Annotated in this window: 26 protein-coding genes; 24 read left to right on the forward strand and 2 right to left on the reverse strand. The window is 57.0% G+C overall.

What is annotated here, in order from left to right:
* The first annotated feature begins 38 nt into the window (after positions 1-38).
* The 21 genes from OKB77_RS07150 to OKB77_RS07250 all read left to right on the forward strand — a co-directional run bounded on the left by OKB77_RS07150 (position 39) and on the right by OKB77_RS07250 (position 16535).
* Entirely contained in the window at positions 39-1316 is a 1278-nt protein-coding gene (locus OKB77_RS07150; RefSeq protein ID WP_270817285.1) for a phage major capsid protein, read from the forward strand.
* 59 nt (positions 1317-1375) lie between these two features.
* Positions 1376-1840, forward strand: coding sequence for a hypothetical protein (locus OKB77_RS07155; RefSeq protein WP_270817286.1), 465 nt, complete (start codon positions 1376-1378; stop codon positions 1838-1840).
* Between the two features lie 2 nt (positions 1841-1842).
* Positions 1843-2163 (forward strand): head-tail connector protein, encoded by a 321-nt coding sequence (locus OKB77_RS07160; protein ID WP_270817287.1) that lies wholly within the window; start codon positions 1843-1845, stop codon positions 2161-2163.
* Positions 2160-2525 (forward strand): head-tail adaptor protein, encoded by a 366-nt coding sequence (locus tag OKB77_RS07165; protein WP_270817288.1) that lies wholly within the window; start codon positions 2160-2162, stop codon positions 2523-2525. The genes OKB77_RS07160 and OKB77_RS07165 overlap by 4 nt, the downstream gene beginning before the upstream one ends.
* Before the next feature lie 14 nt (positions 2526-2539).
* Complete coding sequence (locus OKB77_RS07170) at positions 2540-3061, forward strand: hypothetical protein (RefSeq protein ID WP_270817289.1); 522 nt, start codon at positions 2540-2542, stop codon at positions 3059-3061.
* Positions 3058-3639: a phage tail terminator protein gene (locus tag OKB77_RS07175; RefSeq protein WP_270817290.1), complete on the forward strand. Its 582-nt coding sequence runs from the start codon at positions 3058-3060 to the stop codon at positions 3637-3639. Before OKB77_RS07170 ends, OKB77_RS07175 begins: the two co-directional genes overlap by 4 nt.
* Complete coding sequence (locus OKB77_RS07180) at positions 3640-3864, forward strand: DUF2635 domain-containing protein (protein ID WP_270817291.1); 225 nt, start codon at positions 3640-3642, stop codon at positions 3862-3864.
* Positions 3864-5363, forward strand: a complete 1500-nt coding sequence (locus tag OKB77_RS07185) for a phage tail sheath subtilisin-like domain-containing protein (RefSeq protein ID WP_270817292.1) — start codon at positions 3864-3866, stop codon at positions 5361-5363. The genes OKB77_RS07180 and OKB77_RS07185 overlap by 1 nt, the downstream gene beginning before the upstream one ends.
* The gene (locus OKB77_RS07190; protein WP_270817293.1) at positions 5364-5720 is read left to right on the forward strand and encodes a phage tail tube protein; all 357 of its coding nucleotides are present in this window, start codon (positions 5364-5366) and stop codon (positions 5718-5720) included.
* On the forward strand, positions 5717-5992 hold the full coding sequence (locus tag OKB77_RS07195; RefSeq protein ID WP_270817294.1) for a phage tail assembly protein: 276 nt from the start codon (positions 5717-5719) through the stop codon (positions 5990-5992). The genes OKB77_RS07190 and OKB77_RS07195 overlap by 4 nt, the downstream gene beginning before the upstream one ends.
* Positions 5993-6141: 149 nt before the next feature.
* Entirely contained in the window at positions 6142-8448 is a 2307-nt protein-coding gene (locus tag OKB77_RS07200; protein WP_270817295.1) for a phage tail tape measure protein, read from the forward strand.
* 2 nt (positions 8449-8450) lie between these two features.
* Positions 8451-9803 (forward strand): DNA circularization protein, encoded by a 1353-nt coding sequence (locus OKB77_RS07205; RefSeq protein WP_270817296.1) that lies wholly within the window; start codon positions 8451-8453, stop codon positions 9801-9803.
* A complete protein-coding gene (locus tag OKB77_RS07210; protein WP_270817298.1) occupies positions 9800-10867 on the forward strand; it encodes a phage baseplate assembly protein in 1068 nt (355 codons plus the stop codon). The genes OKB77_RS07205 and OKB77_RS07210 overlap by 4 nt, the downstream gene beginning before the upstream one ends.
* Complete coding sequence (locus OKB77_RS07215; protein WP_270817299.1) at positions 10867-11382, forward strand: phage baseplate assembly protein V; 516 nt, start codon at positions 10867-10869, stop codon at positions 11380-11382. The genes OKB77_RS07210 and OKB77_RS07215 overlap by 1 nt, the downstream gene beginning before the upstream one ends.
* Before the next feature lie 4 nt (positions 11383-11386).
* On the forward strand, positions 11387-11797 hold the full coding sequence (locus OKB77_RS07220; RefSeq protein WP_270817300.1) for a phage GP46 family protein: 411 nt from the start codon (positions 11387-11389) through the stop codon (positions 11795-11797).
* Positions 11790-12845 carry a baseplate J/gp47 family protein gene (locus OKB77_RS07225; RefSeq protein WP_270817301.1) on the forward strand — a complete coding sequence of 352 codons (1056 nt, stop codon included), beginning with the start codon at positions 11790-11792 and terminating at the stop codon, positions 12843-12845. The genes OKB77_RS07220 and OKB77_RS07225 overlap by 8 nt, the downstream gene beginning before the upstream one ends.
* A complete protein-coding gene (locus OKB77_RS07230) occupies positions 12836-13489 on the forward strand; it encodes a YmfQ family protein (protein WP_270817302.1) in 654 nt (217 codons plus the stop codon). The genes OKB77_RS07225 and OKB77_RS07230 overlap by 10 nt, the downstream gene beginning before the upstream one ends.
* A complete protein-coding gene (locus OKB77_RS07235; RefSeq protein ID WP_270817303.1) occupies positions 13489-14901 on the forward strand; it encodes a phage head spike fiber domain-containing protein in 1413 nt (470 codons plus the stop codon). The genes OKB77_RS07230 and OKB77_RS07235 overlap by 1 nt, the downstream gene beginning before the upstream one ends.
* Positions 14898-15218 carry a hypothetical protein gene (locus OKB77_RS07240; RefSeq protein ID WP_270817304.1) on the forward strand — a complete coding sequence of 107 codons (321 nt, stop codon included), beginning with the start codon at positions 14898-14900 and terminating at the stop codon, positions 15216-15218. The genes OKB77_RS07235 and OKB77_RS07240 overlap by 4 nt, the downstream gene beginning before the upstream one ends.
* Positions 15219-15466: 248 nt before the next feature.
* A complete protein-coding gene (locus tag OKB77_RS07245) occupies positions 15467-16117 on the forward strand; it encodes a hypothetical protein (protein WP_270817305.1) in 651 nt (216 codons plus the stop codon).
* Between the two features lie 10 nt (positions 16118-16127).
* Positions 16128-16535 (forward strand): tail fiber assembly protein, encoded by a 408-nt coding sequence (locus OKB77_RS07250; protein ID WP_270817306.1) that lies wholly within the window; start codon positions 16128-16130, stop codon positions 16533-16535.
* Between the two features lie 14 nt (positions 16536-16549).
* On the opposite strand, the gene OKB77_RS07255 is transcribed toward OKB77_RS07250, so the two are convergent.
* Complete coding sequence (locus tag OKB77_RS07255; protein WP_270817307.1) at positions 16550-16924, reverse strand: helix-turn-helix domain-containing protein; 375 nt, start codon at positions 16922-16924, stop codon at positions 16550-16552.
* A 166-nt stretch (positions 16925-17090) separates the two neighbouring features.
* On the opposite strand from OKB77_RS07255, the gene OKB77_RS07260 reads away from it, so the two are divergent.
* Together OKB77_RS07260 and OKB77_RS07265 are read left to right on the forward strand one after the other, a co-directional pair.
* Entirely contained in the window at positions 17091-17375 is a 285-nt protein-coding gene (locus tag OKB77_RS07260; RefSeq protein WP_270817308.1) for a hypothetical protein, read from the forward strand.
* 462 nt (positions 17376-17837) lie between these two features.
* A complete protein-coding gene (locus OKB77_RS07265) occupies positions 17838-19031 on the forward strand; it encodes a tyrosine-type recombinase/integrase (protein WP_064337861.1) in 1194 nt (397 codons plus the stop codon).
* A 34-nt stretch (positions 19032-19065) separates the two neighbouring features.
* On the opposite strand, the gene OKB77_RS24065 is transcribed toward OKB77_RS07265, so the two are convergent.
* A complete protein-coding gene (locus OKB77_RS24065) occupies positions 19066-19203 on the reverse strand; it encodes a helix-turn-helix transcriptional regulator (RefSeq protein ID WP_443111792.1) in 138 nt (45 codons plus the stop codon).
* 556 nt (positions 19204-19759) lie between these two features.
* On the opposite strand from OKB77_RS24065, the gene OKB77_RS07270 reads away from it, so the two are divergent.
* On the forward strand, positions 19760-21271 hold the full coding sequence (locus tag OKB77_RS07270) for an SVAGG family GlyGly-CTERM protein (protein WP_190973248.1): 1512 nt from the start codon (positions 19760-19762) through the stop codon (positions 21269-21271).
* Positions 21272-21363: the final 92 nt, after the last annotated feature.

The following is a 21363-nucleotide window of genomic DNA, read 5'->3' on the forward strand; positions in this document are numbered from 1 at the left end:
CCGAAAGGGGCTTTTTTATGTTCAAAGGAAACCAATCGATGAAAACTATCGAAGCCCTCCGCCGCGAGCGTGGCGAACTGACCGCCGAAGTGAAGAAGCTGGCAGATATTGAAGCCAGCGGTACTGAACTCAGCGCCGAGCAGCTCCAGCAATTTACCGAGCTGGAAACCAAGATCGGCGACATCAGCGCCAAGATCACTCGCATGGAGAGCGCCGAGCGCTTGATGGCCCAGCAGGCGGCCCCAGTCACCGCCAGCCAGTCCCCTGCTGTCCATGTGAAGGCGGAAGCCCAACAGTATGCCGGAGCAGGCTTTGCCCGTATGGCGATGGCAGTTGCCGCCGGCAAGGGTGACCTGCAGTTGGCCGAGCAGTTCGCCGCCAAAGAGATCGGCGATCAGCAGGTGGCCATGGCCATCAGCACCGCAGCCGGTTCCGGTGGCGCCCTGATCCCCGAGAACCTGCACTCCGAAGTGATCGAGCTGCTGCGCCCGAAGACCATTGTGCGCAAGCTGGGCGCCCGCGTACTGCCGCTTCCAAACGGCAACCTCTCTCTTCCGCGTATGAGTGGCGGCGCCCAGTCCAGCTACGTTGGCGAGGGCACTGATGCCAACAGCAGCGCCAGCCAGTTCAATGATGTGAAGCTGTCTGCAAAAACCATGATCACCCTGGTTCCCATCAGCAACCAGCTGATCGGCCGCGCTGGCTACAACGTCGAGCAGCTGGTGCTGAGCGACATGATCGCCGCCATGGCGGTGCGCGAGGATAAAGCCTTCCTGCGCGATGATGGCACTGGCAATACCCCGACCGGCTTCAAGAAGGTCGCGACTGATGCTGGCCGCACCGTCGAGTGGGCCGGTACCGCCGACCTGCCGACCATCGACACTTACCTCGACAAGCTCATCCTGATGCTGATGAACTCCAACAGCCTGATGGTCAACCCGGGCTGGGGCATGAGCCCGCGCACCTGGATGAAGCTGTTCGGCCTGCGCGATGGCAACGGCAACAAGGTCTATCCGGAGATGGCGCAAGGTCTGCTCAAGGGTTACCCCATTGCGCATACCAACACCATCCCGGCCAACCTCGGCACCGGTACCAACGAGTCGGAGATCTACTTCGCCGACTGGAACGACGTGGTGATCGGCGAGCAGGACAACATGACCATCGACTTCTCCACCGAAGCCACCTACAAGGACACCAACGGCGATCTGGTCAGTGCCTTCTCCCGCAACCAGTCTCTGATCCGCCTGGTCGGCAACCACGATGTGGGCTTCCGTCATCCGGAGGGCCTGGCGCTGGGTACCAAGGTTACCTGGTAAGGCCGCAGCAGGGCGCCGCACTGGCGCCCTCTCTCATCCCCTTGTAACAAGGAGCCGACATGGCCAAGCCACCGAAAGGCCCCCGCGCAGGGCAGGCATCTGCCACTGACGCCGATAACGATCAGCAGAGCGGCGAACTGCCGCAGGAGCCGACCAGCAATGCAACTAACACCCCCAAACCCGATGCCGACGCAGGCGCTGGGCAAGATCCCCTCGCCGGAACTGGTGAAGGCGATGAATCAGATTCTGACCACCCAGCAGCAGGTCAAGCGCCAAGCGATGCAGCCGGAGCTGGCACCGCGCCGCTGACCGGTGATCAGTCCGCTGGTGCCACTGACGCCGATAACGATCAGCAGAGCGGCGATGAGCCCGCGCCCATCCCTGATGAGCGGGTGCTGGTGCGCTTCACCGGCCCGTGGAAGAGCTACAGCCGCGACGATATCACCCGCCTGTCACCGGCTGAAGCCGAACTGGTGTTCAAGAAAGCACTGGCACAAGCCGAGCCGGAACAAGCCGAGGAGTAGTTATGTCGTGGATCACGCTGGAAGAGGTGAAGCACCAGTGCCGCCTCGAAGAGGATGACGCCAGCCAGGATCTGCTGCTTAACCTCTACATCGGGGCCGCCCGCCGGGCTATCGAGCAGCACACCGATCGGGAGCTGCTCGATGCGCCGCAGGCCGAGATGACGGATCGCCAGCTGGTTATCGGCGATGACCTCAAGGCCGCTGGTCTGCTGATGGTGGCGCACTGGTTCAACAACCGCGAGGCAGTCTCAGACTTCGAGAAAGTCGAGGTGCCCTTTGCCTTTCGCTACCTGATTGGCCCCTACACCAGGATGCCAATATGAAGATCAGACAGTCATCGGTCGTTAACTCGATGCGCCCGCCAAGTGCAGGCGAGCTCAAGCACCGCCTGCAGATCCAGCGCGTTACCGAGGTACCCGACGAGGACTTTTCCACCCGGCAGGAGTACCACGACCATCTCAACGTCTGGGGCAAGCTTATGCCTGTCACCGGCGGCATCTACATGGCCGGGGTACAGATTGACGAGAAGGTGACGCACAAATGCCTGATCCGCTGGCGCCAGCTCACCTGTGACCACCAAATGGTGCACAGGGGGACCGTCTATCGGGTGAAGCGCTGCGAGCCGCTCAACGGCGAAACCGTCTGGGCGCTGGTCGAACTGGAGCAGCTTGACCTTCCGACATAACAAGAGAGGCTGCCATGTCGTTTGAGAACTCAAACTCCGGCATCTACCTCCACGTTGATTTCCCTGACGCGCAGGAGATCCGCTTCAACAAGGCCCGTGTCAGGCGGGCATTTGTCGATATCGGCCGCACCCTGCTGCGCGACAACCGGCGAGCAGTGGCGCGGCGAGCCATATCAGGAGCCGGGCAGGCCCCAGGCTACCAGTCAGGCGATCTGGCCAAGTCGATCGGCTACTTCGTGCCGCGAGCGACCGCCAACCGCCCGGGCTTTATGGTCAAGGTCAGCCACAACAAGGGCGAAGGGGCATCGAAAGATATCCCGAGCGACGGCTTTTACCCGGCATACCTCTTTTACGGGGTCAGGCGTGGCGCCAAGCGGGTCAAGAGCCACCGCAATGGGGCCAGCGGCGGCTCGCCGTGGCGCATCGCCCCCCGCCAGAACTACTTTGCCAAAACCCTCAAATACCGCAGCTACGAAATCCAGCGAACCCTGTTTACTGCGCTGCGCTCCTCGGTCAGGCCGGAGAAACCGACATGAAGATAAGCCCGCTGATTGCGGCCATTCGCCAGCACTGCCCTATGTTTGGCGGCAGGGTCGCCGGTGCGTCCGAGTTCAAGCCGCTGGCCGAGAACAACAAGCTGGCCCTGCCAGCCGCCTACGTCATCCCCCTCGATGACAACGCAGAAGAGAACCGCAGCCAGAACGACTACTGGCAGCAGATCACCGACGCCTTCGCCGTGGTAGTGGTGGTCAACAACACCCAGGACGCTCGCGGGCAAGCCTCGGTTGATGTCATAGAGGAGGCGCGAGAGGCGCTCTGGAAGGCTCTGCTCGGCTGGTCGCCGGACGAGAAGAAGTACGACGGCATTGTCTACCAAGGCGGCAACCTGCTCGATATGAATAGAGCACACCTCTACTACCAGTTTGAATTCTCGGCCGAGTTCGAGATCGGCCCGGAAGATACCCGCCAATGGACTGACCTTGAAGAGTTGCCATCGTTCGATGGCGTTGATGCCAATAACCCATCCAAAGGGTTTGGCATCGATTTGATAGCCCCGGGCAGCGGGCCTGACGGTGTTATCGAGTTCCAATTCCAGATAAATCCGGAGCAATAAATGTTCGTCAAACCCAACGACGGTCGATCGGTCCCCGATCCTGACCGCGGCGACCTGCTGCCTGCAGAAGGGCGGGAGGTGAGCGCCAACCAGTATTGGTATCGCCGCCAGCTTGATGGCGATGTCGTCATCGAAACTCCGGAGGAACCAGCGCCGGAGTCTGAGCAAGAGACCACCGCCGAGGCTGTGCCTCAGGTCACGGTCAGCAAGAAGGGAGCAAAATAATGCCAGTCAGCTTCAATGATGTTCGCGCCGATCTGCGGGTGCCGCTGTTCTATGCGGAGATGGACAACTCGGCGGCCAATAGCGCCAGCGAAACCCTGCGGGCGCTGGTGCTGGGTCATGGCCTGGCAACCATCACCACCGGCAAGAACCAGCTGCAGCAGATCACCAACCCAGCCCAGGCGGCAGGTCTGGTCGGTGCCGGCAGCCAGCTGGCCGCCATGGTCGCCGCCTATCGCAATGTCGATTCGTTCGGCGAACTGTGGCTGATCGACGTACCAGAACCCAGCGCAGGCGCCGCCGCGACCGCCACCATCACGGTAACCGGTACCGCCATCTCCTCCGGTGTCGTCTCGCTCTACATCGCGGGTAAGCGCGTTCAGGCCGGTGTCTCTGCAGCTGATACGCCTACTGCAGTGGCAGCCAGTATCAAGGCCGCTATTGATAAGGACGCCAGCCTGCCGGTGACCGCTTCCGTCTCGGCGGGCGTGGTGACCCTCACCGCGAAATGGAAGGGGTTGACCGGCAACGACATCAACCTCGCACTCAACTATCGCGGCGTGATGGGTGGCGAATCCCTGCCGAACGGCATCAACGTGGCACTGCCTGCCCAGTCATGCCTGAGCGGTGGTGCAGGATCTCCAGACCTGACTGCGGCCATCGCCGCCATGGGTGATGAGCCGTTCGACTTTATAGCCACCCCGTGGCACGACAGCGGCTCGCTGGATGTGCTGGAGGCAGAGATGAACGACGCCACCGGCCGCTGGTCTTGGCTGCGTCAAATCTACGGCCATCTCTACAGCGCCAAGCGCGGCACCATGGCAGAGCTTTCTGCCTTCGGCAGAACCCGCAACGGCCAGCACGTCACCACGATCGGCGTCGAGCCGCTGACGGCTGCCTCGCCTTACGAAGTGGCAGCTGCCAGCTGTGCCCGCAATGCGGTGTTTATCCGCATCGACCCGGCGCGACCGACTCAGACCGGCGAGCTCAACGGCTTGCTGCCGGCACCGACCGGCAAGCGCTTCACCATTTCCGAGCGGCAGGTGCTGCTGACCAGTGGCATCGCCACCCAGACGGCCAGCTCTGGCGTGATGATGGTCGAACGGGCGATCACCATGTACCAGCGCAACAAGTACGGCGCGGCAGACAACTCCTATCTCGATAGCGAGACCCTGCACACCTCCGCCTACGTGATCCGCCGTCTGCGCACCCTGGTGACCAGTAAATATGGCCGCCACAAGCTGGCCAACGACGGCACCCGCTTCGGCGAGGGTCAGGCCATCGTCACCCCGGCGGTGATCAAGGGCGAGCTCAACGGCGAATACCGCATCATGGAGCGCCTCGGCATCGTCGAGAACAGCGAGCTGTTCGCCAAGTACTTGATCGTGGAGCGAGATGGCGACTCTGGTCGGGTCAACGTGCTGTTCCCGCCCGACTACGTCAACGGCCTGCGCGTCTTTGCGCTGCTCAACCAGTTCCGTCTGCAATATCAGGAGGCATAAATGGGCCGTATCGCAGGTACTTGTTATTTCAAGGTTGACGGCGAGCAGCTGTCAGTTACCGGGGGTATGGAAATCCCCCTTAACACCAACGTCAAGGAGTCCATCGTGAGCCTCGATGGTGGCGTTGATTACAAGGAGACTCACCGAGCGCCCTATATCAAGGCATCGTTCAAGATCCCGAAGGGTTTCCCGCTCAAAAAAATCACCACAAGCGATGACATGACCATCACCGCCGAACTGGCGAATGGCCAGGTGTATGTGCTGAAAGGCGCATGGCTTGAGGGTGAGGCCAACCACAACCCAGAAGACGGCACCGCCGACATGCAATTCAACGGAAAAGAAGGGTTCCATCAATGAGCAATAAAGTCATCGATCTGTCAGTCCCGATCCAGGCGCACGGTGAACCTGTCTCCGAGCTGGAGCTTAAAAAGCCGACCGGTGAGCAGGTTTGCCGACTCGGCCTGCCCTACACCATGACACCGGATGGGGAGGTCAGCATCAACATGAAAAAGGTGAAGAGCTATTTGATCGAGCTGTGCGCTATTCCGGCCAGCGCGGTTGAGCAGATTGAGCCTTCCGACCTCAACAAGGCCGCCTGGGATGTCGCCGGTTTTTTCCTGAAGGGGTAACCGAGCGCGACATTCTCGACCGCTACTTCGATATGGCGCGGTGGTGGAAGGCGGGCGATCCCATCGCCTTCCTTCACCATGACTTTGACGCGCTGGCCTTGATGGAGCGCCAGTGTGGGCGACTGAGAAAAGTAGAATCCGGGTGATTTATGGCCAATGAATTTCAACTGAAAGCCCTGATCACCGGTGTGGACAAGCTCTCTCCGGCGCTCAAGGGTATTCGCAAAAACATCAAGGTCTGGCAGCGCGACCTCAAGAGCGCCGGTGAAGGGGCGCCCGCCATTGGTGCGGGCCTGGCCGCCGCCGTGGGTGGCAGCTTGGCCGCCTTTGCCCAGTCAGAGAATGCCGCCACTGGCCTCAAGGTCGCGATGATGGATGCCTCCGGCTCGGTCGGCCCCGAATTCAAGAAGATCAACGATCTGGCAGTGGGGCTTGGCAACAAGCTACCTGGCACCACCGCAGACTTTCAGGACATGATGACCATGCTGCAGCGGCAGGGTCTGAGTGCCGAAACTGTGCTTGGCGGGGTCGGTGAGGCTACTGCCTATCTGGCCGTGCAGCTTGGCAAGGCGCCAGCCGCCGCCGCCGAGTTCGCCGCCAAGATGCAGGACGCTACCGGCACCGCCTCCAAAGACATGATGAGCCTGTTCGATACCATCCAGAAAGCCTTCTACATGGGGGTGGATGACACCAACATGCTCAGCTTCTTCAGCAAGACCAGTTCGGTGCTGAAGATGATCGACAAGGACGGCCTCAAGGCGTCCCAGTCGCTGGCACCGCTGGCGATCATGATGGACCAGATGGGGATGGCGGGGGAGGCGTCAGGCAACGCGATCCGCAAGGTGCTGCAAGCCGGATTCGACAGCAAGAAGATCAGCGCCGCCAACCGCCTGATGAGCCGCAAGGGGATCAAGCTCGATTTCACAGACGGCAAGGGAGAATTTGGCGGGCTGGATAACCTGTTTTCCCAACTTCACAAGTTGCAATCTCTCACGAGTCAGCAGCGCACCACCATCATCAAGCAGATTTTCGGCGATGACGCTGAAACCCTGCAGGTGGTCAACGCCCTGATCGACAAAGGGCGCTCCGGCTATGACGAGATCCAGCAGAAGATGGCGCGGCAGGCCAGCCTGCAACAGCGGGTTGGCGCCCAGCTCGGCACCCTGAAAAACCTGTGGGATGCAATGACGGGTACCGCCGTGAACGGCTTGGCCGCCATTGGTGGCGCCTTTCAGGGGGAGGCGAAAGACACAGTCACCTGGCTGGGTGATATGGCTGCGAAGTTCAGCGAGTTTGCCGCCGCCAACCCGGAGGTGATCCGCGGGGTGGTGGGGGTGGCTGCCGGATTCGCCGCGCTCAAGCTAGCTCTTTATGCTGGCGGGGTGGCCATGACCTTCTTTGGTAATGCCATGACAGCAACCCCTATTGGCCTGATCCTGCGTGGTGTCGCCATGGCGGCCGGTCTGATTATCGCCAACTGGGCCACCATTGGCCCGTGGTTTTCATCATTGTGGAAGTCAATGTCAAATTGGTGTGCTGAGGCATGGGGTAATATTTCGTCAATATCAACCTCAGCCTGGTCAGGCATCAGTGGATTTCTGGGAAAGGTGTGGCAAACCATCACCGTGGTCGCCAGTGCTGCATGGGAATCACTCACGCTGTTGTTTCTTAATTTTAATCCGCTCGGGATCATCATCAAGAACTGGGGCCCAATCAGCGATTGGATTAGCGATCTGTGGGTATCGTTGACGACTGGCTTCTCGCTAGCCTGGGGTTTTATGAAGCAAGGTTTCCTAAGCTTCACCCCTCTTGGGCTCATTATTCAGAACTGGGATTCTATCAGCGGCTGGTTTGGCGAGTTGTGGGACTCGGTGAAAACAGGGTTTTCGTTAGCGTGGGATTTCTTGGCGCAAGGTTTCCTAGATTTCACCCCGTTGGGGCTCATCATTCAAAATTGGGGGCCCATCAGCAGTTGGTTCGGTGATCTCTGGAATTCAGTTAAAACAGGATTCTCGTTGGCGTGGGGGTTTCTGAAACAGGGCTTCCTCGATTTCCACCCGCTCGGGATCATCATCAAGAACTGGGAGCCCATCGTGGCATGGTTCAAGGGGATGTGGGAGCGCATCCAGCCATATCTGCAACCGCTGATGGATGGCGCCAGCTGGGTTGGCGGCAAGGTCGGTGGCGTAATGGATAACGCTGGCTCAATCTGGCAGCGCAGCGGCGAAGCCATCAGATCGATATGGAGCGGCGGTGAGGGCGGCATCGGTGCATCATCGCCCTTGGCGAAGGAATCACCCGCCGCCGGCGCTAATTCCGCCGCGCCAGTCTCTGGTGAAATGGTGGTGCGCTTTGAAAACGCCCCGCAAAACCTGCGGGTGGATGAAGGCAAGGCCTCTCCAGGTTGGTCGGTATTGCCGGATGTCGGGTATTCACGTTATGCAACGAAGGGGTAGCGATGATCTGGAAAGACCGTTTGCAGGCTGCCTCGTTTCGCGGGGTGGCATTCAAGGTTGACGGCGATGACCTGCAGATCGGTCGTCGCACCGTGGTCCATGAATATCCCGGCCGTGATACCCCCAGCGTCGAGGACATGGGGCGGGAGACCCGGGAATACGCCATCACCGCCTACCTGATCGGACCCGACTTTATCGCCGAGCGGGATCGGCTGATTGCGGCGCTCGAGCAGGTGGGCCCTGGTGAGCTGGTGAGCCCCTGGTACGGGCGGATGAACGTGGTGGTGATGGGCAAGCAGCGCATCAGCCACAGCAAGAAAGACGGCCGCATGTGTGTCGTCAGCTTCACCTTTGTGGAGTCTGGTGAGGATGAGTGGCCAACCGCCACCCCGCTCGGATCATCGCTGTTGGCGGGTCGCTCAACCAGCCTGCTCGACCGGGCGCAGAGCGCCTTCGCCAGCGCCTTTGGTCTTGACGGCCTGCCGGAGTGGATGTCGATGGCCACCGTCGAGCACGCATCAGCCTTGCTTGGCGATGTGGCCGATATGCTCGGCAGTGCTGACGGCAAGATGTCTGCCGCCATGCGGCTGATGCAGGGGGATCTTGGGGTGCTGATTCCGCCCCCCTCTACCGCCTGGATCTTCTCGCGGCGTCTCGCTGATGTGCTGGATGCCGGCAAGGGCTCCAGCAGCACCGCCCGCTCCCTGTTGTCGCTGTCAAACCGCACCGCCACCGCCTCGCAGACCCAGTCAGCCAGGCCGGTTGGCGTGTGGCCAACGTCAGCGCAGGACAAGCAGCAGGCAGATCAGCTGGTCAACAGCGTCTCCGAGCTGGTGAGGGTAAACCTGATCGCCAGCAGCGCCCAGGCGGTGGCCTTGATGCCGCCGCCGAGCCAGTCAGCCAGCAAGCCCACCAGAGCGCCAGCTTTAGATACCGTTGAGGTGGTGCGGCCGCCAGCACCAAGCGCAGGCTCTGGCTCCGCTGGTACCAACAACGGCCAGACCGAGGCGGCAAGCGGCAGCGCGGCCCCATCGGCAGCCCCGACCCATGATGAGCTGGAGGAGGCCCGCCAGACCATCATCGCGGCGATCGACAAGGAGAGCGAGCGCACCACAGATGACGGCGTCTATCAGGCTCTGCGGGATCTGCGCCGCGAACTGGTTAGCACCCTGCGCCAGCAGCAACAGCATGCCTCCAAGCTGGTGACGCGCACCCCGAGCGACACGGTACCGGCGCTGGTGCTGGCGGCGGAGTGGTATGACGATGCCAGTCGGGCGGATGAGCTGATCGCCAAGAACAACCTCTCTCACCCGGGCTTTGTGCCCCCCGACCCCCTGCGGACATTGGCATCATGAGCGACGAGTACCACCTGCGGATAAATGGCAATGCCTGGTATGGCTGGACGGCCATGCGGATCAGCGCAGGTATCGACCGGCTGGCTCGCGATTTCGAGGTGCAAGTCACCAGGCGGGCCAGCGAAAAGGGCGAGCTGCTTGATGCGGTATCCACCGGGATTAAGCAGGGCGACAGGGTGGAGGTGCTGATCGGCCGCGATCTGGTTCTTACCGGCTACGTCGATGCCAAGCCGGTGAGTTATGACGCCCGCAGCATCACCCGCTCCATTCGGGGGCGATCCCGTACCGGTGACCTGATCGACAGCGCCGCCACGGTGCGCCAGTTCAGGGGGCAGACCCCGCAGCAAATTGCCGCTGCGCTCTGCCAGCCGTTCGGGGTATCGGTGTTCGGCGCGGCCGGACAATCCCCCATCTCAGATTTCTCTGTGGACTGGGGGGAGGCGGTGGCCGAGGCCATCGACAGACTGATGCAGCAGCAACGCCTGCTGGCCTATGACGATGCCAACGGCGATCTGCACTTCGGCGCGGTCGGTGCCCAGCGAGCCACTACGCCGCTGGTCTATGGCAAAAACATCCTCAGTTGCAGCGCCCCGCAAGATCAGAGCGATTGCCACTCGGAATACCGGGTTGCCGGCCAGCGAGCGGGAACCGATGACGACTTCGGTGAATCCAGCTCGACCAAGGTCAGCCACAAGGTCGGCGGCAAGGTTGGTCGCTATCGCCCGCTGCTGATCAAGCAGACCGGTCAGGCCAGCATTGCCAGCTGCCGTGCCATGTGCGAATTCGAGGCCCGCCGCCGCGAGGCCAAGGCGAGAGAGGCGACCTATACGGTGCGCGGTTGGCGGCAGGAGTCCGGTGCACTGTGGCTGCCAAACATGGTGGTGCCGGTATTCGACCCCCATAACGACTTTGCCGGTGACGACCTGGTGATCGCCGAGGTGGAGTACAGCCGCACCGATCGCGGCACCATCGCGACCCTGCGCGTCGGCCCTGCCGATGCCTATCTGCCTGATGTGCCGGATCCCAAGCCAGCCAGCAAGAGCAAGGATGAGGACATTTTCTGATGCGTGAACTGAAAAGCGCCATCCGCAACCTGCTATCCCGCGGCGTGATCAGGCTGGTCAACTCGGCGGCCAAGTGCCAGCTGGTGCAGATCGAGATGCTGGGTGGCGAGCTGAAAGACGATGTCGAGCATCTCGAACCATATGGTTACACCTCCTGCCCCCATGACGGGGCCGAACATGTCGCCGTCTTCCCGGATGGTGACAAGTCCCACGGTGTGGTGCTGGTCGTGGCCGATCGGCGCTACCGGCTGCTGGGGCTCAAAAAAGGGGAGGTGGCGCTCTACACCGATGAGGGGGATCGCATTGTGCTGCGCAGGGGGCGCCGCATTGAGATAAAGACCCTGACCCTTGATGTTGAGGCCAAGACCAAGGCCCGCTTCGATACCCCGCTGCTGGAGTGTACCGGCGAGATCAGAGACAAGACCGGCACCATGCAGAAGATGCGCGACCAATTCAACGACCACGAACACCCCGGCGGCACCCCGACCGGTAAGCCAAAAAACCGGATGGAGTAACCCCATGCTGATCTCTGTCAACGGCGTCCTCACCGACTCCGTCGACCTGCTGCACCCGCTGCACAGGGCGGTGTTTATCAGCCTCTTCACCTGGCGCCGCGCTGGCGCCTCAGACGATAGCGATCGCCCGTACGGATGGTGGGGAGACAGCTACCCGACCGTGGCCGGCGACCGGATCGGCAGCCGCCTCTATCTGCTGCGGCGCGAGAAGAACCTGCCAGAGGTGCGCGAACGGGCCCGCGACTACGCCCTCGAGGCGCTGGCCTGGCTGAAAGATGACAAGCTGGTCACCCGCATCGATGCCGAGTGCCGCCGCCGCGAGATTGACGGCGCCGAACTGGTCGTGACGCTCACCGTTGATGGCGCTGACCAGCAAATTACCATCCCCGACATTCTGGAGGCCGTCAATGTCTAGCTACTCCCTGCGCCCAACCCTGCGCGAGATTATCCAGCGGGTGCGATCCGATGTGACGGCAGAGCTGGATGACCCGCTGCGCCGCTCGGATGCCGAGGTTTACGCCCGCGCCTATGCGGGTGCCGTGCACGGGGTGAACGGCCATATCGAATACCTCGAGCGCAACCTGCTGCCGGATCTCTGTGATGAGCAGTGGCTGCTGCGCCATGCAGGCATGAAGAAGTGCCCACGCAAAGAGGCTCAGCCTGCTGCCGGATGGCTGCGGATCTCCGGTGTCAGTGATGGCATCACTGTTCAGGCCGGTGCAGTGGCCGTTTATCAGGGTGGCACCCCGATCCAGTATGTCGCCACCGAGGCTGCAACCTCATCCGGCGGCGTGCTGCGCCTGCCGATCACCTGCTCCGAGACCGGCTATCACACCAATCTGGATGATGGCGAGGGGCTGATCCTCTCCGAGCCGGTGGCCGGGCTCTCATCCTCCGGGGTGGCTGACAGCGTTCAGGGCGGCACCGACCTTGAGAGTGTCGATGACTGGCGTGGGCGGGTAATGGATCGCTGGTTCTATATCCCGCAAGGCGGTGCAAACGCGGACTACATCATCTGGGCGGAAGAGGTGCCTGGGGTAACCAGGGCGTGGTGTTATCGCAACTGGGTGGGGATCGGCACGGTAGGTGTCTTTGTTGTTGATGATAATTCCGAGGCAATGGTGCCATCTGCAACGGTATTGACCTCAGTTCGCGCTCACATTGAGCCAAAGGCACCCGTGGCCGGTTCTGAGCTCTATATTCTCGGGATTAACCTCAAGCGCGTAGACCACCACATCAGAGTCACCCCTGATACCCAACCAGTGAGAGCCGCAGTCACCGCTGCACTGCGCGAGTTCTACCGCCGGGAAGGGGGGACGGAACAAACCATCGCGCCATCTCGGCTATCTGAGGCAATCAGTGCAGCCAATGGCGAGTACAAGCATCAGGTGATTTCACCATCAGCGGAGTTCACTACTGCCAAGGGTGAGGTGGTTGCGCTGGGGGCCATGACATGGGATTGACCGCTGAAGATTACGCAGACCAGTTGATAAAACTGCTCCCCTATGGCCCGGCGTGGGAGGGGGGTCACCCCCTGCTCACTGCTGGCGCCGGCGAGCTGGCCCGCACCGCAGAGCGGGCAGATGCGCTGGCGCAAGAAGAGACTAACCCACAGCAAGCAACTGTGCTGCTGACCCGCTATGAGGGGATCTGCGGACTGCCAGATGAGTGCGAGGTACCAGGTACCGCCACCATCATGGAGCGCCAGCAGCGCCTCGATGCCAAGATCAACTCGCTCGGCGGCATCAATGCCGAATATTACCTGCAGCTGCTCGCCTCGCTCGGCTACCCGGATGCCACTATCTCCAACTACCACGGCGCGGTGTTCTGCGCAGGCAGTCGGGTTGGCGCCCCTATCTGTGGCCATGAGTGGCGATATGTGTGGCAGGTCAATCTGCCGCGCATGAACGTTGACTACATGCGCGCTGGCTCGGTGGCCGGCAGTTCGCTCTGCGTCTGGGGAGATGCCGTCATGCAGTGCATACTCGGCAAGAAGGCCCCCTCTCACACCATCCTGAATTTCGTCTATACCACCGACCACGACAACATGATCCGCCTTGCTGATGCGATGCGAGCCGCATGCTGTCTGGGATTTGGAGATACCTGATGGCAGTAAACGATAAAGACCCTACTGAAGCGATCCTGCTCGTCGAGCAGACGATAGGCACCTTTAACCAGATCGTCGTAGGGCAAGAGGGGCAGATGGTTCCCGTCCCAGGGCACCCCGATCAGCCGACCCTGGCCGAGCGGGTCAAGCAGAACATCAAGCCAAGCACGGATGCTGCCTCCGGTTTTGCAGCGCAGGCAGCAGCCAGCGCCAAGGCTGCGGATGATGCCGCCAAGCAGGCATCACAGATCTCCGGGCTGGAAACCGTGGCTGATGCCATTGGGCTTGCTGCTCTGCCGCTGCCGGATGTATGGGCGCCGCTCTCTGACAGCCTGCGCCTCATCACCGGATATGGGCGGGATGTATTAGTCGGGTCGGATGTAGTGGCGCGGATGGTCAACTTTTCCCGCAACTCAACAGCGACATACATCGGCAAAGACGGCCAGCTTAAAACAGCCGCTGCCAACGAGCCGAGATTTGAGAAAGAGGGGCTGCTACTTGAGGGGGCGTCTACAAATCTTTTCCCATGGAGTCAGGAGTTTATTGGTAAGTGGAAGAGGGTGGATGGAGTCGCAAGCCCTGACGTTAACTTTCCAAATGCGGTTTCACTTAACGACTCCGCGCTCGGTTACGTGCATACGAGCGTTGGGAACCTAAATGTTGGCTCACCTTATTCAATCCTGGCTATCGTTAAGGGTTACGTTGAAGGTTCGACGGATATCAAGGGTATTTTTGCGAACGGCGGCCAGGACTCGAGCAAGGTTGTTGGGCGCTATGGCCCGTACACCGTTTTGTCATTTGTTTGCAATGCAGCTGTTAATATAAACCCAAACGTGACAGGCCTGACGTGGGCTCCTGGCAAAGCGACAGGTATTATTCTATGCGCTCTGCAGATTGAAGCGCTGCCATTCTCAAGCTCCTACATTCCAACAGCTGGCGCGGCAGTAACTCGTGCGGCAGACCAAGCGTGGATACCTGCCGCAGGAAACAGGTTTATCGGTGGGCTGTACGCCGCGGCCTTTGAATTTGATCTACTCGGTAAGGTTCCGGGTAACGCCCTGCACCGTCTGATTGATTTTGATAATTCTGGCGGTTCGGATAGGCAGCATCTGTCAATTAATGATGCGAATGCACTCATTTTAACGATGGGGTCCCCCGCTGTAGCGGTATCAGTAGCTGGCTCGCAGGTGGGCCGCGCCGCATTTAGGATGAGCAATTACATGGCAAACGTCATGTTCAACGGAATCGCTGGCAATGTCGGGGCGGTTCAAGGAGTTGGGTCTTCGATAAACAACCGAATCGTTTTTATGAACACAAACATTTTCAACATCCCGACGTACGGCCACATCAGAAACCTGCGAATGTGGAGCAAACACCCCATCAGCAATGACCAGCTGAGGACGGCAGTATGACTCAATTCATTGACCTCAATTTAAAGGCGACCGATAAGGCCGCTATGACCAAGGCCCTGTTGTCCGCAGGCTTTATCAAAGATCCTGAGACAGGCACCCTCTACCACCCAACTGCCAGCTTGCAGCTATTGCCGCCCGGTATGGTCACCCGCCTAACTGGCGAAATGACGATTGTCGATGGTGTGGAAATCCCTGTGCGCGAACCAGTCCCAGGCTATCACGCCAACGTCAGAACTAAAGACCCGGCAATGGCCGCCGCGCTGGAGCCGGTGACCGTGGTAGTCGAAACCCCGCAATACGTTTGGGCATCAGCCTAGGAGGCGTCATGGTTGTTCGTCTCGAACCCATAACGGCGATTGTGGTCGCCGTGCTGCTGGGATGGGCGTGGAATACCGCCACAGCACCCGGACCGACCTGCCAGGTAGAGGAAGTCCACCAAGGTAAGACAGTGCTGGTGCCTTACCCATGCGACAAAGTATTGGCGACCAAGTAGCGCCACTTAGCCTTTTAATAGTGCCCGCCATTGCGCTGGCTTTTTTATTTCCAGTTCTCTGGAGAGAGCGATATGCATCGAATTGATACGCCATCACGGCAAAAAGACAAGTTCGGCCAAGGAAAGGATGGATTTACCAAAGGCGACCCGCAAACTGGTGTACCTGCAACAGAAGTCAGCGATGAATTTCTTGATGCAATTCAAGAGGAGATTGCCTCGGTAATTGAAGATCAAGATAGTAACTCTGCATTGGATAAGAGAAAAAATAACCAGCTCGCTACTGCCATCAAATCTATCATCAGGTCTGCTGGAATGAAGGCAACAGAATCTACTAGAGGGAACGCGAAGTTAGCTACGCAAGATCAAACCAATTCCGGAACGGCAGATGACGTGGTCGTAACTCCGAAAAAAATGAGGGCTGGTCTTTCGATATCGCTGTCTGATAGTGGATACATCGCCCTCCCGACATGGCTAGGCGGACTTATCTTTCAATGGACCTTGTCACAAATCATAAATAGTGGAGCGAATGGCACTGTGCTCCTGCCGTTCTCAAATCCGAGTGGCACAATAGCGGCCCTCACAACCCATGAAAATGGCGCGAATGATATGCCAGTTGGAGCGTCTTACGTCGGTCAAATCAGATCGAGGGGGAAAGGATCTGTGGTAATCAGGAATCTCGGCCCACAGCCTGCCCAGTTTAGAATTTTTACTATTGGCACGTAGGAGCTCAAAAATGGCAATTTTATTTAGCAGAACACTCGGTTTTATTGATACGAATTTTTATGCGTCATATCCAGATGATTGCGTTGAAATATCAGTAGAGCGAAGAGATGAACTGCTACGAGGCCAGGCTGATGGTTCAGAAATTACGGCGGATACCGATGGTTATCCAATCCTGATTGAGCCAACAGCACCGCCGTTATCAGAAATAGCTATGGCCGAGCAGGCGTCCCGCATCGCCAATGCCAACCAGCAGATCGCAATCCTCAAGCCCGCCGTCGATGGCGGCTACGCCAAACCGGCTCATACCCAGCTGCTGGCAGATTGGCAGCGTTGTCGCTACGAGCTGACGCTTGTGCCAGAACAATCCGGCTGGCCGGAGAAACCGCAGTGGCCTGTCGAACCTGAAAAGGTTATATAACCTTAAGCCCTGTGTCATTGGCGCAGGGCTACCACCCCATTCTCATAGGTATCCGCCAACCACTTAAGGTGCGGCAGTGGTATCCCCATCAGGAACACCACCATCTGCGAACTCTCTGGATTCGAGCAGCCCCAAGTTGCCGGTGGCAGCATGGCCTGCACATCGATCCCGATAGCGCGACAGATCAGCGCGGCATCTGCCAGCGCCATGAACTCCCCCCTTTCCTGCGATAACCAGCGGCTCAGGGAGGAGACCGGGATCCCGGTCATCTCCTCTAGTTGCGACTCGCTAATCCCCTTCTCAGCCAGAATAGCGGCAAGGTAGCGTTTTGCTGCAGCCACATAATCCAGCTCTGCGGAGGTCAAGTAGGCCTTTCGTCTGTTCTTCATTGGGCAACTCCCGAGTTACAACGTTGCCCGTGCTCAATTGTACCCTGTCAGATCTGACAGGTTTTTCATATATGAAAAAACGTAGCAGTCACTCCATATCTTTGCCGGAACCATAACAGTAGATTCAATCTGGTCATACCAGACATACGCTTCGGGAGGGATTGGAATGGAGTTTGATGTGTATTTTAGGATTGGAAATGCGTGCTGCGGGCCGTTCTCGGCAGAGGCCAAAAATGAGAGGGAAATGCTGGATGCAGCATCTGGTTATCGCCAAGCACTAGCGCTTCCTCCCATAACAATAATCATGATATCGCCGAAAAATCAGCTTCCAATTTGGGGCCATCCTGGGGCCAAAAAATGTGGAAACATCAGTTTTGGGGCCAAAATGGGGCCAACAAAGGAGCCCCAAAAAGCCAACGAAAGCCAATGGGGTTTAATCGTACCTAGCTGATTGCAATGGCTTTTTGCGGCTTGTCGTGGCTCTAGATAGCTTTCACGAAAAGCCAATGGTTCATGGTGTAAATGAACTGAGCCATCAATGAATACAGATATCCTCAGCAAGCAAAAATTGGCCGGATAGGCCTCACCGAAAGTCATCAAATCATCGTTAGTACCAAGATTAGTACAGATAAGTCAGCGTGACGAAATACTGCTTAGAAATCAGAGTGATATCTGTGTGTCTCATAAACGTGGAAATAGAAGGTAGGATTTGTCTGCTGGTTCATGTCGTGGTTCTGAATTGTGTCTATATGCTTGAAAAACAAGTCGTTATACGGAGTGTTATCTCAGATTGTCTCACTTTGTCCGATCTTGATTCAGTCCGTTTCAGACCAGTTTGGTACATATCTGTGTACACGTTAGGACGCGTTAATGTGTCAGTGAAAAATCAGATGACCAGTCACAGGAGAGTCATATGCCACTTACTGATACGAAGCTACGGGCCCTCTATGGTAAGCCCTACTTTGGCAAGACGGAATTGTCAGACCGTGATGGACTGTCAGCTCGGGTCACCGAGCGAGGCACCATCTCGTGGCAATATCGCTATCGCTGGCAAGGAAAAGCAGCGAGACTCAAAATTGGACGCTATCCCGACCTTAAACTCGCTGATGCCAGGGCGTTGATCCCTGCTATCCGTGGCGCTCTTGAACGTAATGAACATCCCAGAGTTTTCTGGGATAAACTCCACCAGAAGCATGATGTCACCCTGAAACAGTGCTGCGAGCATTTTCGTGAGCACCATTTGCCCAAACTGCGGCCTCGTACGGTCATGCTCTATGAGCATACCATGCAGCGCTATTTCGAACCTCTGTTTATTGGTATTCCGGTGGAACAGATCCCGTTTTCGAGCTGGCTGGAGTGGTTTGATAAGATTGGCAAGAAAAAGCCGAAAAACGCAGGGCATTTATTGCGCAGGTTAAAATCCATACTTAGTTTTTGTATTCGGCGTAATCTCATTGGCGGCTCCCCGGTGCTGCAATTACGCACCGAAGATGTGGGCTCTCAACCTGAGAGAGGCTCTCGTGTGTTGACCATGCGTGAACTCGCTCAGATTTGGATTGCATTTGAACAGAGCAGGGCCAGCCGCGGATTAAAATTGGCAGCCAAATTGGTGATCCTACTTGGCTGTCGCAGCGGCGAGGCATTGGGTGCGCAGTGGAGTGAGTTTAATCTGGAGGAGCGAATTTGGACGGTTCCCGCTGCTCGAGCCAAATGTGGTGCGCCAATACGTCGGCCTATTCCTGGCAGGGTGATGATGTTGCTGCAAGAAGCGGCAGCGAGATCTCGGCTAAGGGGAGGGCCAGTATGTCGCTCGCCAGTGAATCCAAAAAGATCGTTGAGCAGTGCGTCTCTGATCCAGTTAGCAGAGCGTGTTCGAGATAAACTGGATCTGCCGTATTGGCGTATGCACGACATGCGTCGAACGTTGAGTACGCGTTTATCGGAAGAGCGAGTTCTACCACAGGTCACAGAAAAAATGCTTGGTCACAGGATGGCGGGTGTCATGGCTATATACAATCTACATGACTGGATTGATGAGCAACGTGAGGCATATGAATTATGGGATAAAAAATTAATGGAGGCAGTAAAATCATTGCGGGAACTCTAAATATAACCGAACCAAAGTTGATGTAATTCATCATCTAAGATGAGTGATTTTCCCTTGATATCCAATTATTTATCGCTGCGACAGAATAAAAGCCCTTATTGATAGGTGGTGGGAACTTGTCTTCTTTAATCCATCTATACAGCGTCGATCTTGATATGCCAAGTTTTTTAATAGTGTTTTTGTCCTTATTAGTGCTGGTTCATTGTTGTTCATATGGCCTCCTATTTTTTTAGGAGGTTAAACATGATTGGTATATGTGTCAATTTACCATGTTTTTAGACGGCTTGCTTTTATGATATAGAAAAACAAGTAGTCATTTTCATACTGCGAAAATCAATTCAATAATTGTTTTTGTGTATTATAAAAGCAATGGAAATAGCTATGGAACAATATGGCTTATGGTCATGATATGTAAATTTCAATAACATTTTTGACTCCTTTTAACTCTCGATGGTTGGGTATGGCGTGTGTTCGTGTTGTTAAGTCAACGGGTGGCTCTATTCATTATTGGTAGAGTTGAAAAAGCGATTGAATAGGTTAGCCACGAGGGGGTAATAAAGTGGGGGTTAAGCAGAGAGTTAATAAAGTCTTTGTGTTTCATGGGATTGTGAATCCGTTCACAAATCATGACGTTTTTTTAAAAACATCATGTCACGCATTGCAAATTGGATTCGTTGGAGTATTGTTTTCGGTTTCATATGGTTATACTAGTTCCGGAGAAACTATTGATGTCAAAGCTACTCCTTATGGCTGCAACCTTGGTTGCAAGCAATGCGGTGATGACCACTACGGTTATTGATGTAAACGTAATGGTTCCTAAATCCATCGTTGATCAAGATGGTGCCGAAAAAGTGTTTAACACCATTCACCAGCGTGTAGCGGCTATGGACGAGTATTACACCAGTCAGCGCACCGGCATCGTCAAAAATGGCAATCCTGAGAACCTGCATTTCGAGGTGAAGCAGATCCTCGTTATGAGCGATACCGTCCTAAATCCGACTTGCAAAAGCGATTACGGTCCTGCAACCGTGCTTCTCTATGAAAAAGTCATAGCTGTCCGTGACTCTTATGGACCTAATTTTGGCATCAAAGCACCACCACTCTGGGATGGCATTTGCAACAACGAGCAAGACATTCAAGACCTGACTTTTGCTGTGCACAGCTCTGGTGCCGATATGTGGATCACCACAAAGGGCGGCCCAGATGGCAAGTTTGATGGGATGGCTTCTGCTGGCCCTGACTTCTGGGTGAGCCGTTATGACACCACCCCTGATACCTACGCACATGAAGCATTCCACCTGTTCGGCGCAGAAGATCTTTACAACCGTAAAGGTGCAGAAGGATTCTGCGACCAAGGAGGCATCTGGGCTGGTCGTCTGATGTGTGGTTACGGTGATCTGACCAAGAACAACATGTTCGGTGGCAGTCCTTCTGCCATTGATCAAGGGGATATTTACCCTTACGGTCCAAGCGAGAGGTATTTACTCCAAAACTTCTACAACAACCCTGACAGCCCTGATGCCGCTCGCCTGTTGACGATGCCTGATGGCAACCTCCGCGCTTACTACGGATGGACAAAAGGCACTGGTGCAGGCGTCATGCCGAGTGCAGACGTTGCTGATCGCACTTTCACAATGAAAGTAGACAGCACTACCCTGACTAATGCGAAGCCGTACATCGATGTTACCATCACTGCCTCTGGCACTGATGCTGCCGGTAAGCGTCTCTCTGTAGAGCTGTATAGCGAGTCTGGCAGCGCGGTTGTGGGCCAGCACTACAACGATGGTATCTCGCAACTGGTGCGCTTTGACCCGACGACTGGACAGACTGCTCTGGATGCTACGGGCAACCCGACCTACACAGTGCGCGTGACAGCGCGTGACCTAGCGTTCGTCGGTGCCAAGAGCTTTACCCTAGGCCTGCGTAGCGGTACTGGCGGTAATGTGATTACCCAGCCAATCGTTATCACTGTGCAAGGTGCCAACACTGATGATGGTCGCAACGATGGTGGTGACAACGGTGGCGGTGGTTCGACAGGACCGATCTCATTGCTGACTTTGGTTATCTGCGGGTTGGTTCGCCGGCTTAAATGTGTTGATAAGCCTTGTACCAATACCTTTTTTCATCATTATGGCAAAGTGGTCAAGCTGCGTTGGCATGGTAGGTCGCCAAAGCACCCAGATGTTATGAGTGTTGCCGAGAATAATTACGGGCGTCCCCAAAACACGAATTCCGATTAAACGATTTATTACAGTCAAGGCTCCCACCATGTCGGGAGCCTTTCTTATTTCTATCTCTCTTTGCCGGATGTGCGGAGAAGTCGGACATCATG

The sequence above is a fragment of the Aeromonas sp. Y318-3 genome, from assembly GCF_027706185.1.
In the GTDB taxonomy this organism is placed as follows: domain Bacteria; phylum Pseudomonadota; class Gammaproteobacteria; order Enterobacterales; family Aeromonadaceae; genus Aeromonas; species Aeromonas veronii.

Excerpts from the sequence above, each read along its gene's own strand:
- OKB77_RS07245 (WP_270817305.1), top strand. The coding sequence starts at position 15,467 with ATGCATCGAATTGATACGCCATCACGGCAAAAAGACAAGTTCGGCCAA.
- OKB77_RS07180 (WP_270817291.1), top strand. The coding sequence starts at position 3,640 with ATGTTCGTCAAACCCAACGACGGTCGATCGGTCCCCGATCCTGACCGC.
- OKB77_RS07210 (WP_270817298.1), top strand. The coding sequence starts at position 9,800 with ATGAGCGACGAGTACCACCTGCGGATAAATGGCAATGCCTGGTATGGC.
- OKB77_RS07260 (WP_270817308.1), top strand. The coding sequence starts at position 17,091 with ATGGAGTTTGATGTGTATTTTAGGATTGGAAATGCGTGCTGCGGGCCG.
- OKB77_RS07225 (WP_270817301.1), top strand. The coding sequence starts at position 11,790 with ATGTCTAGCTACTCCCTGCGCCCAACCCTGCGCGAGATTATCCAGCGG.
- OKB77_RS07270 (WP_190973248.1), top strand. The coding sequence starts at position 19,760 with ATGTCAAAGCTACTCCTTATGGCTGCAACCTTGGTTGCAAGCAATGCG.
- OKB77_RS07255 (WP_270817307.1), bottom strand. The coding sequence starts at position 16,924 with ATGAAGAACAGACGAAAGGCCTACTTGACCTCCGCAGAGCTGGATTAT.
- OKB77_RS07150 (WP_270817285.1), top strand. The coding sequence starts at position 39 with ATGAAAACTATCGAAGCCCTCCGCCGCGAGCGTGGCGAACTGACCGCC.
- OKB77_RS07235 (WP_270817303.1), top strand. The coding sequence starts at position 13,489 with ATGGCAGTAAACGATAAAGACCCTACTGAAGCGATCCTGCTCGTCGAG.
- OKB77_RS07240 (WP_270817304.1), top strand. The coding sequence starts at position 14,898 with ATGACTCAATTCATTGACCTCAATTTAAAGGCGACCGATAAGGCCGCT.
- OKB77_RS07160 (WP_270817287.1), top strand. The coding sequence starts at position 1,843 with ATGTCGTGGATCACGCTGGAAGAGGTGAAGCACCAGTGCCGCCTCGAA.
- OKB77_RS07185 (WP_270817292.1), top strand. The coding sequence starts at position 3,864 with ATGCCAGTCAGCTTCAATGATGTTCGCGCCGATCTGCGGGTGCCGCTG.
- OKB77_RS07170 (WP_270817289.1), top strand. The coding sequence starts at position 2,540 with ATGTCGTTTGAGAACTCAAACTCCGGCATCTACCTCCACGTTGATTTC.
- OKB77_RS07205 (WP_270817296.1), top strand. The coding sequence starts at position 8,451 with ATGATCTGGAAAGACCGTTTGCAGGCTGCCTCGTTTCGCGGGGTGGCA.
- OKB77_RS07230 (WP_270817302.1), top strand. The coding sequence starts at position 12,836 with ATGGGATTGACCGCTGAAGATTACGCAGACCAGTTGATAAAACTGCTC.
- OKB77_RS07195 (WP_270817294.1), top strand. The coding sequence starts at position 5,717 with ATGAGCAATAAAGTCATCGATCTGTCAGTCCCGATCCAGGCGCACGGT.
- OKB77_RS07175 (WP_270817290.1), top strand. The coding sequence starts at position 3,058 with ATGAAGATAAGCCCGCTGATTGCGGCCATTCGCCAGCACTGCCCTATG.
- OKB77_RS07215 (WP_270817299.1), top strand. The coding sequence starts at position 10,867 with ATGCGTGAACTGAAAAGCGCCATCCGCAACCTGCTATCCCGCGGCGTG.
- OKB77_RS07265 (WP_064337861.1), top strand. The coding sequence starts at position 17,838 with ATGCCACTTACTGATACGAAGCTACGGGCCCTCTATGGTAAGCCCTAC.
- OKB77_RS07190 (WP_270817293.1), top strand. The coding sequence starts at position 5,364 with ATGGGCCGTATCGCAGGTACTTGTTATTTCAAGGTTGACGGCGAGCAG.
- OKB77_RS07250 (WP_270817306.1), top strand. The coding sequence starts at position 16,128 with ATGGCAATTTTATTTAGCAGAACACTCGGTTTTATTGATACGAATTTT.
- OKB77_RS07220 (WP_270817300.1), top strand. The coding sequence starts at position 11,387 with ATGCTGATCTCTGTCAACGGCGTCCTCACCGACTCCGTCGACCTGCTG.
- OKB77_RS07155 (WP_270817286.1), top strand. The coding sequence starts at position 1,376 with ATGGCCAAGCCACCGAAAGGCCCCCGCGCAGGGCAGGCATCTGCCACT.
- OKB77_RS07200 (WP_270817295.1), top strand. The coding sequence starts at position 6,142 with ATGGCCAATGAATTTCAACTGAAAGCCCTGATCACCGGTGTGGACAAG.
- OKB77_RS07165 (WP_270817288.1), top strand. The coding sequence starts at position 2,160 with ATGAAGATCAGACAGTCATCGGTCGTTAACTCGATGCGCCCGCCAAGT.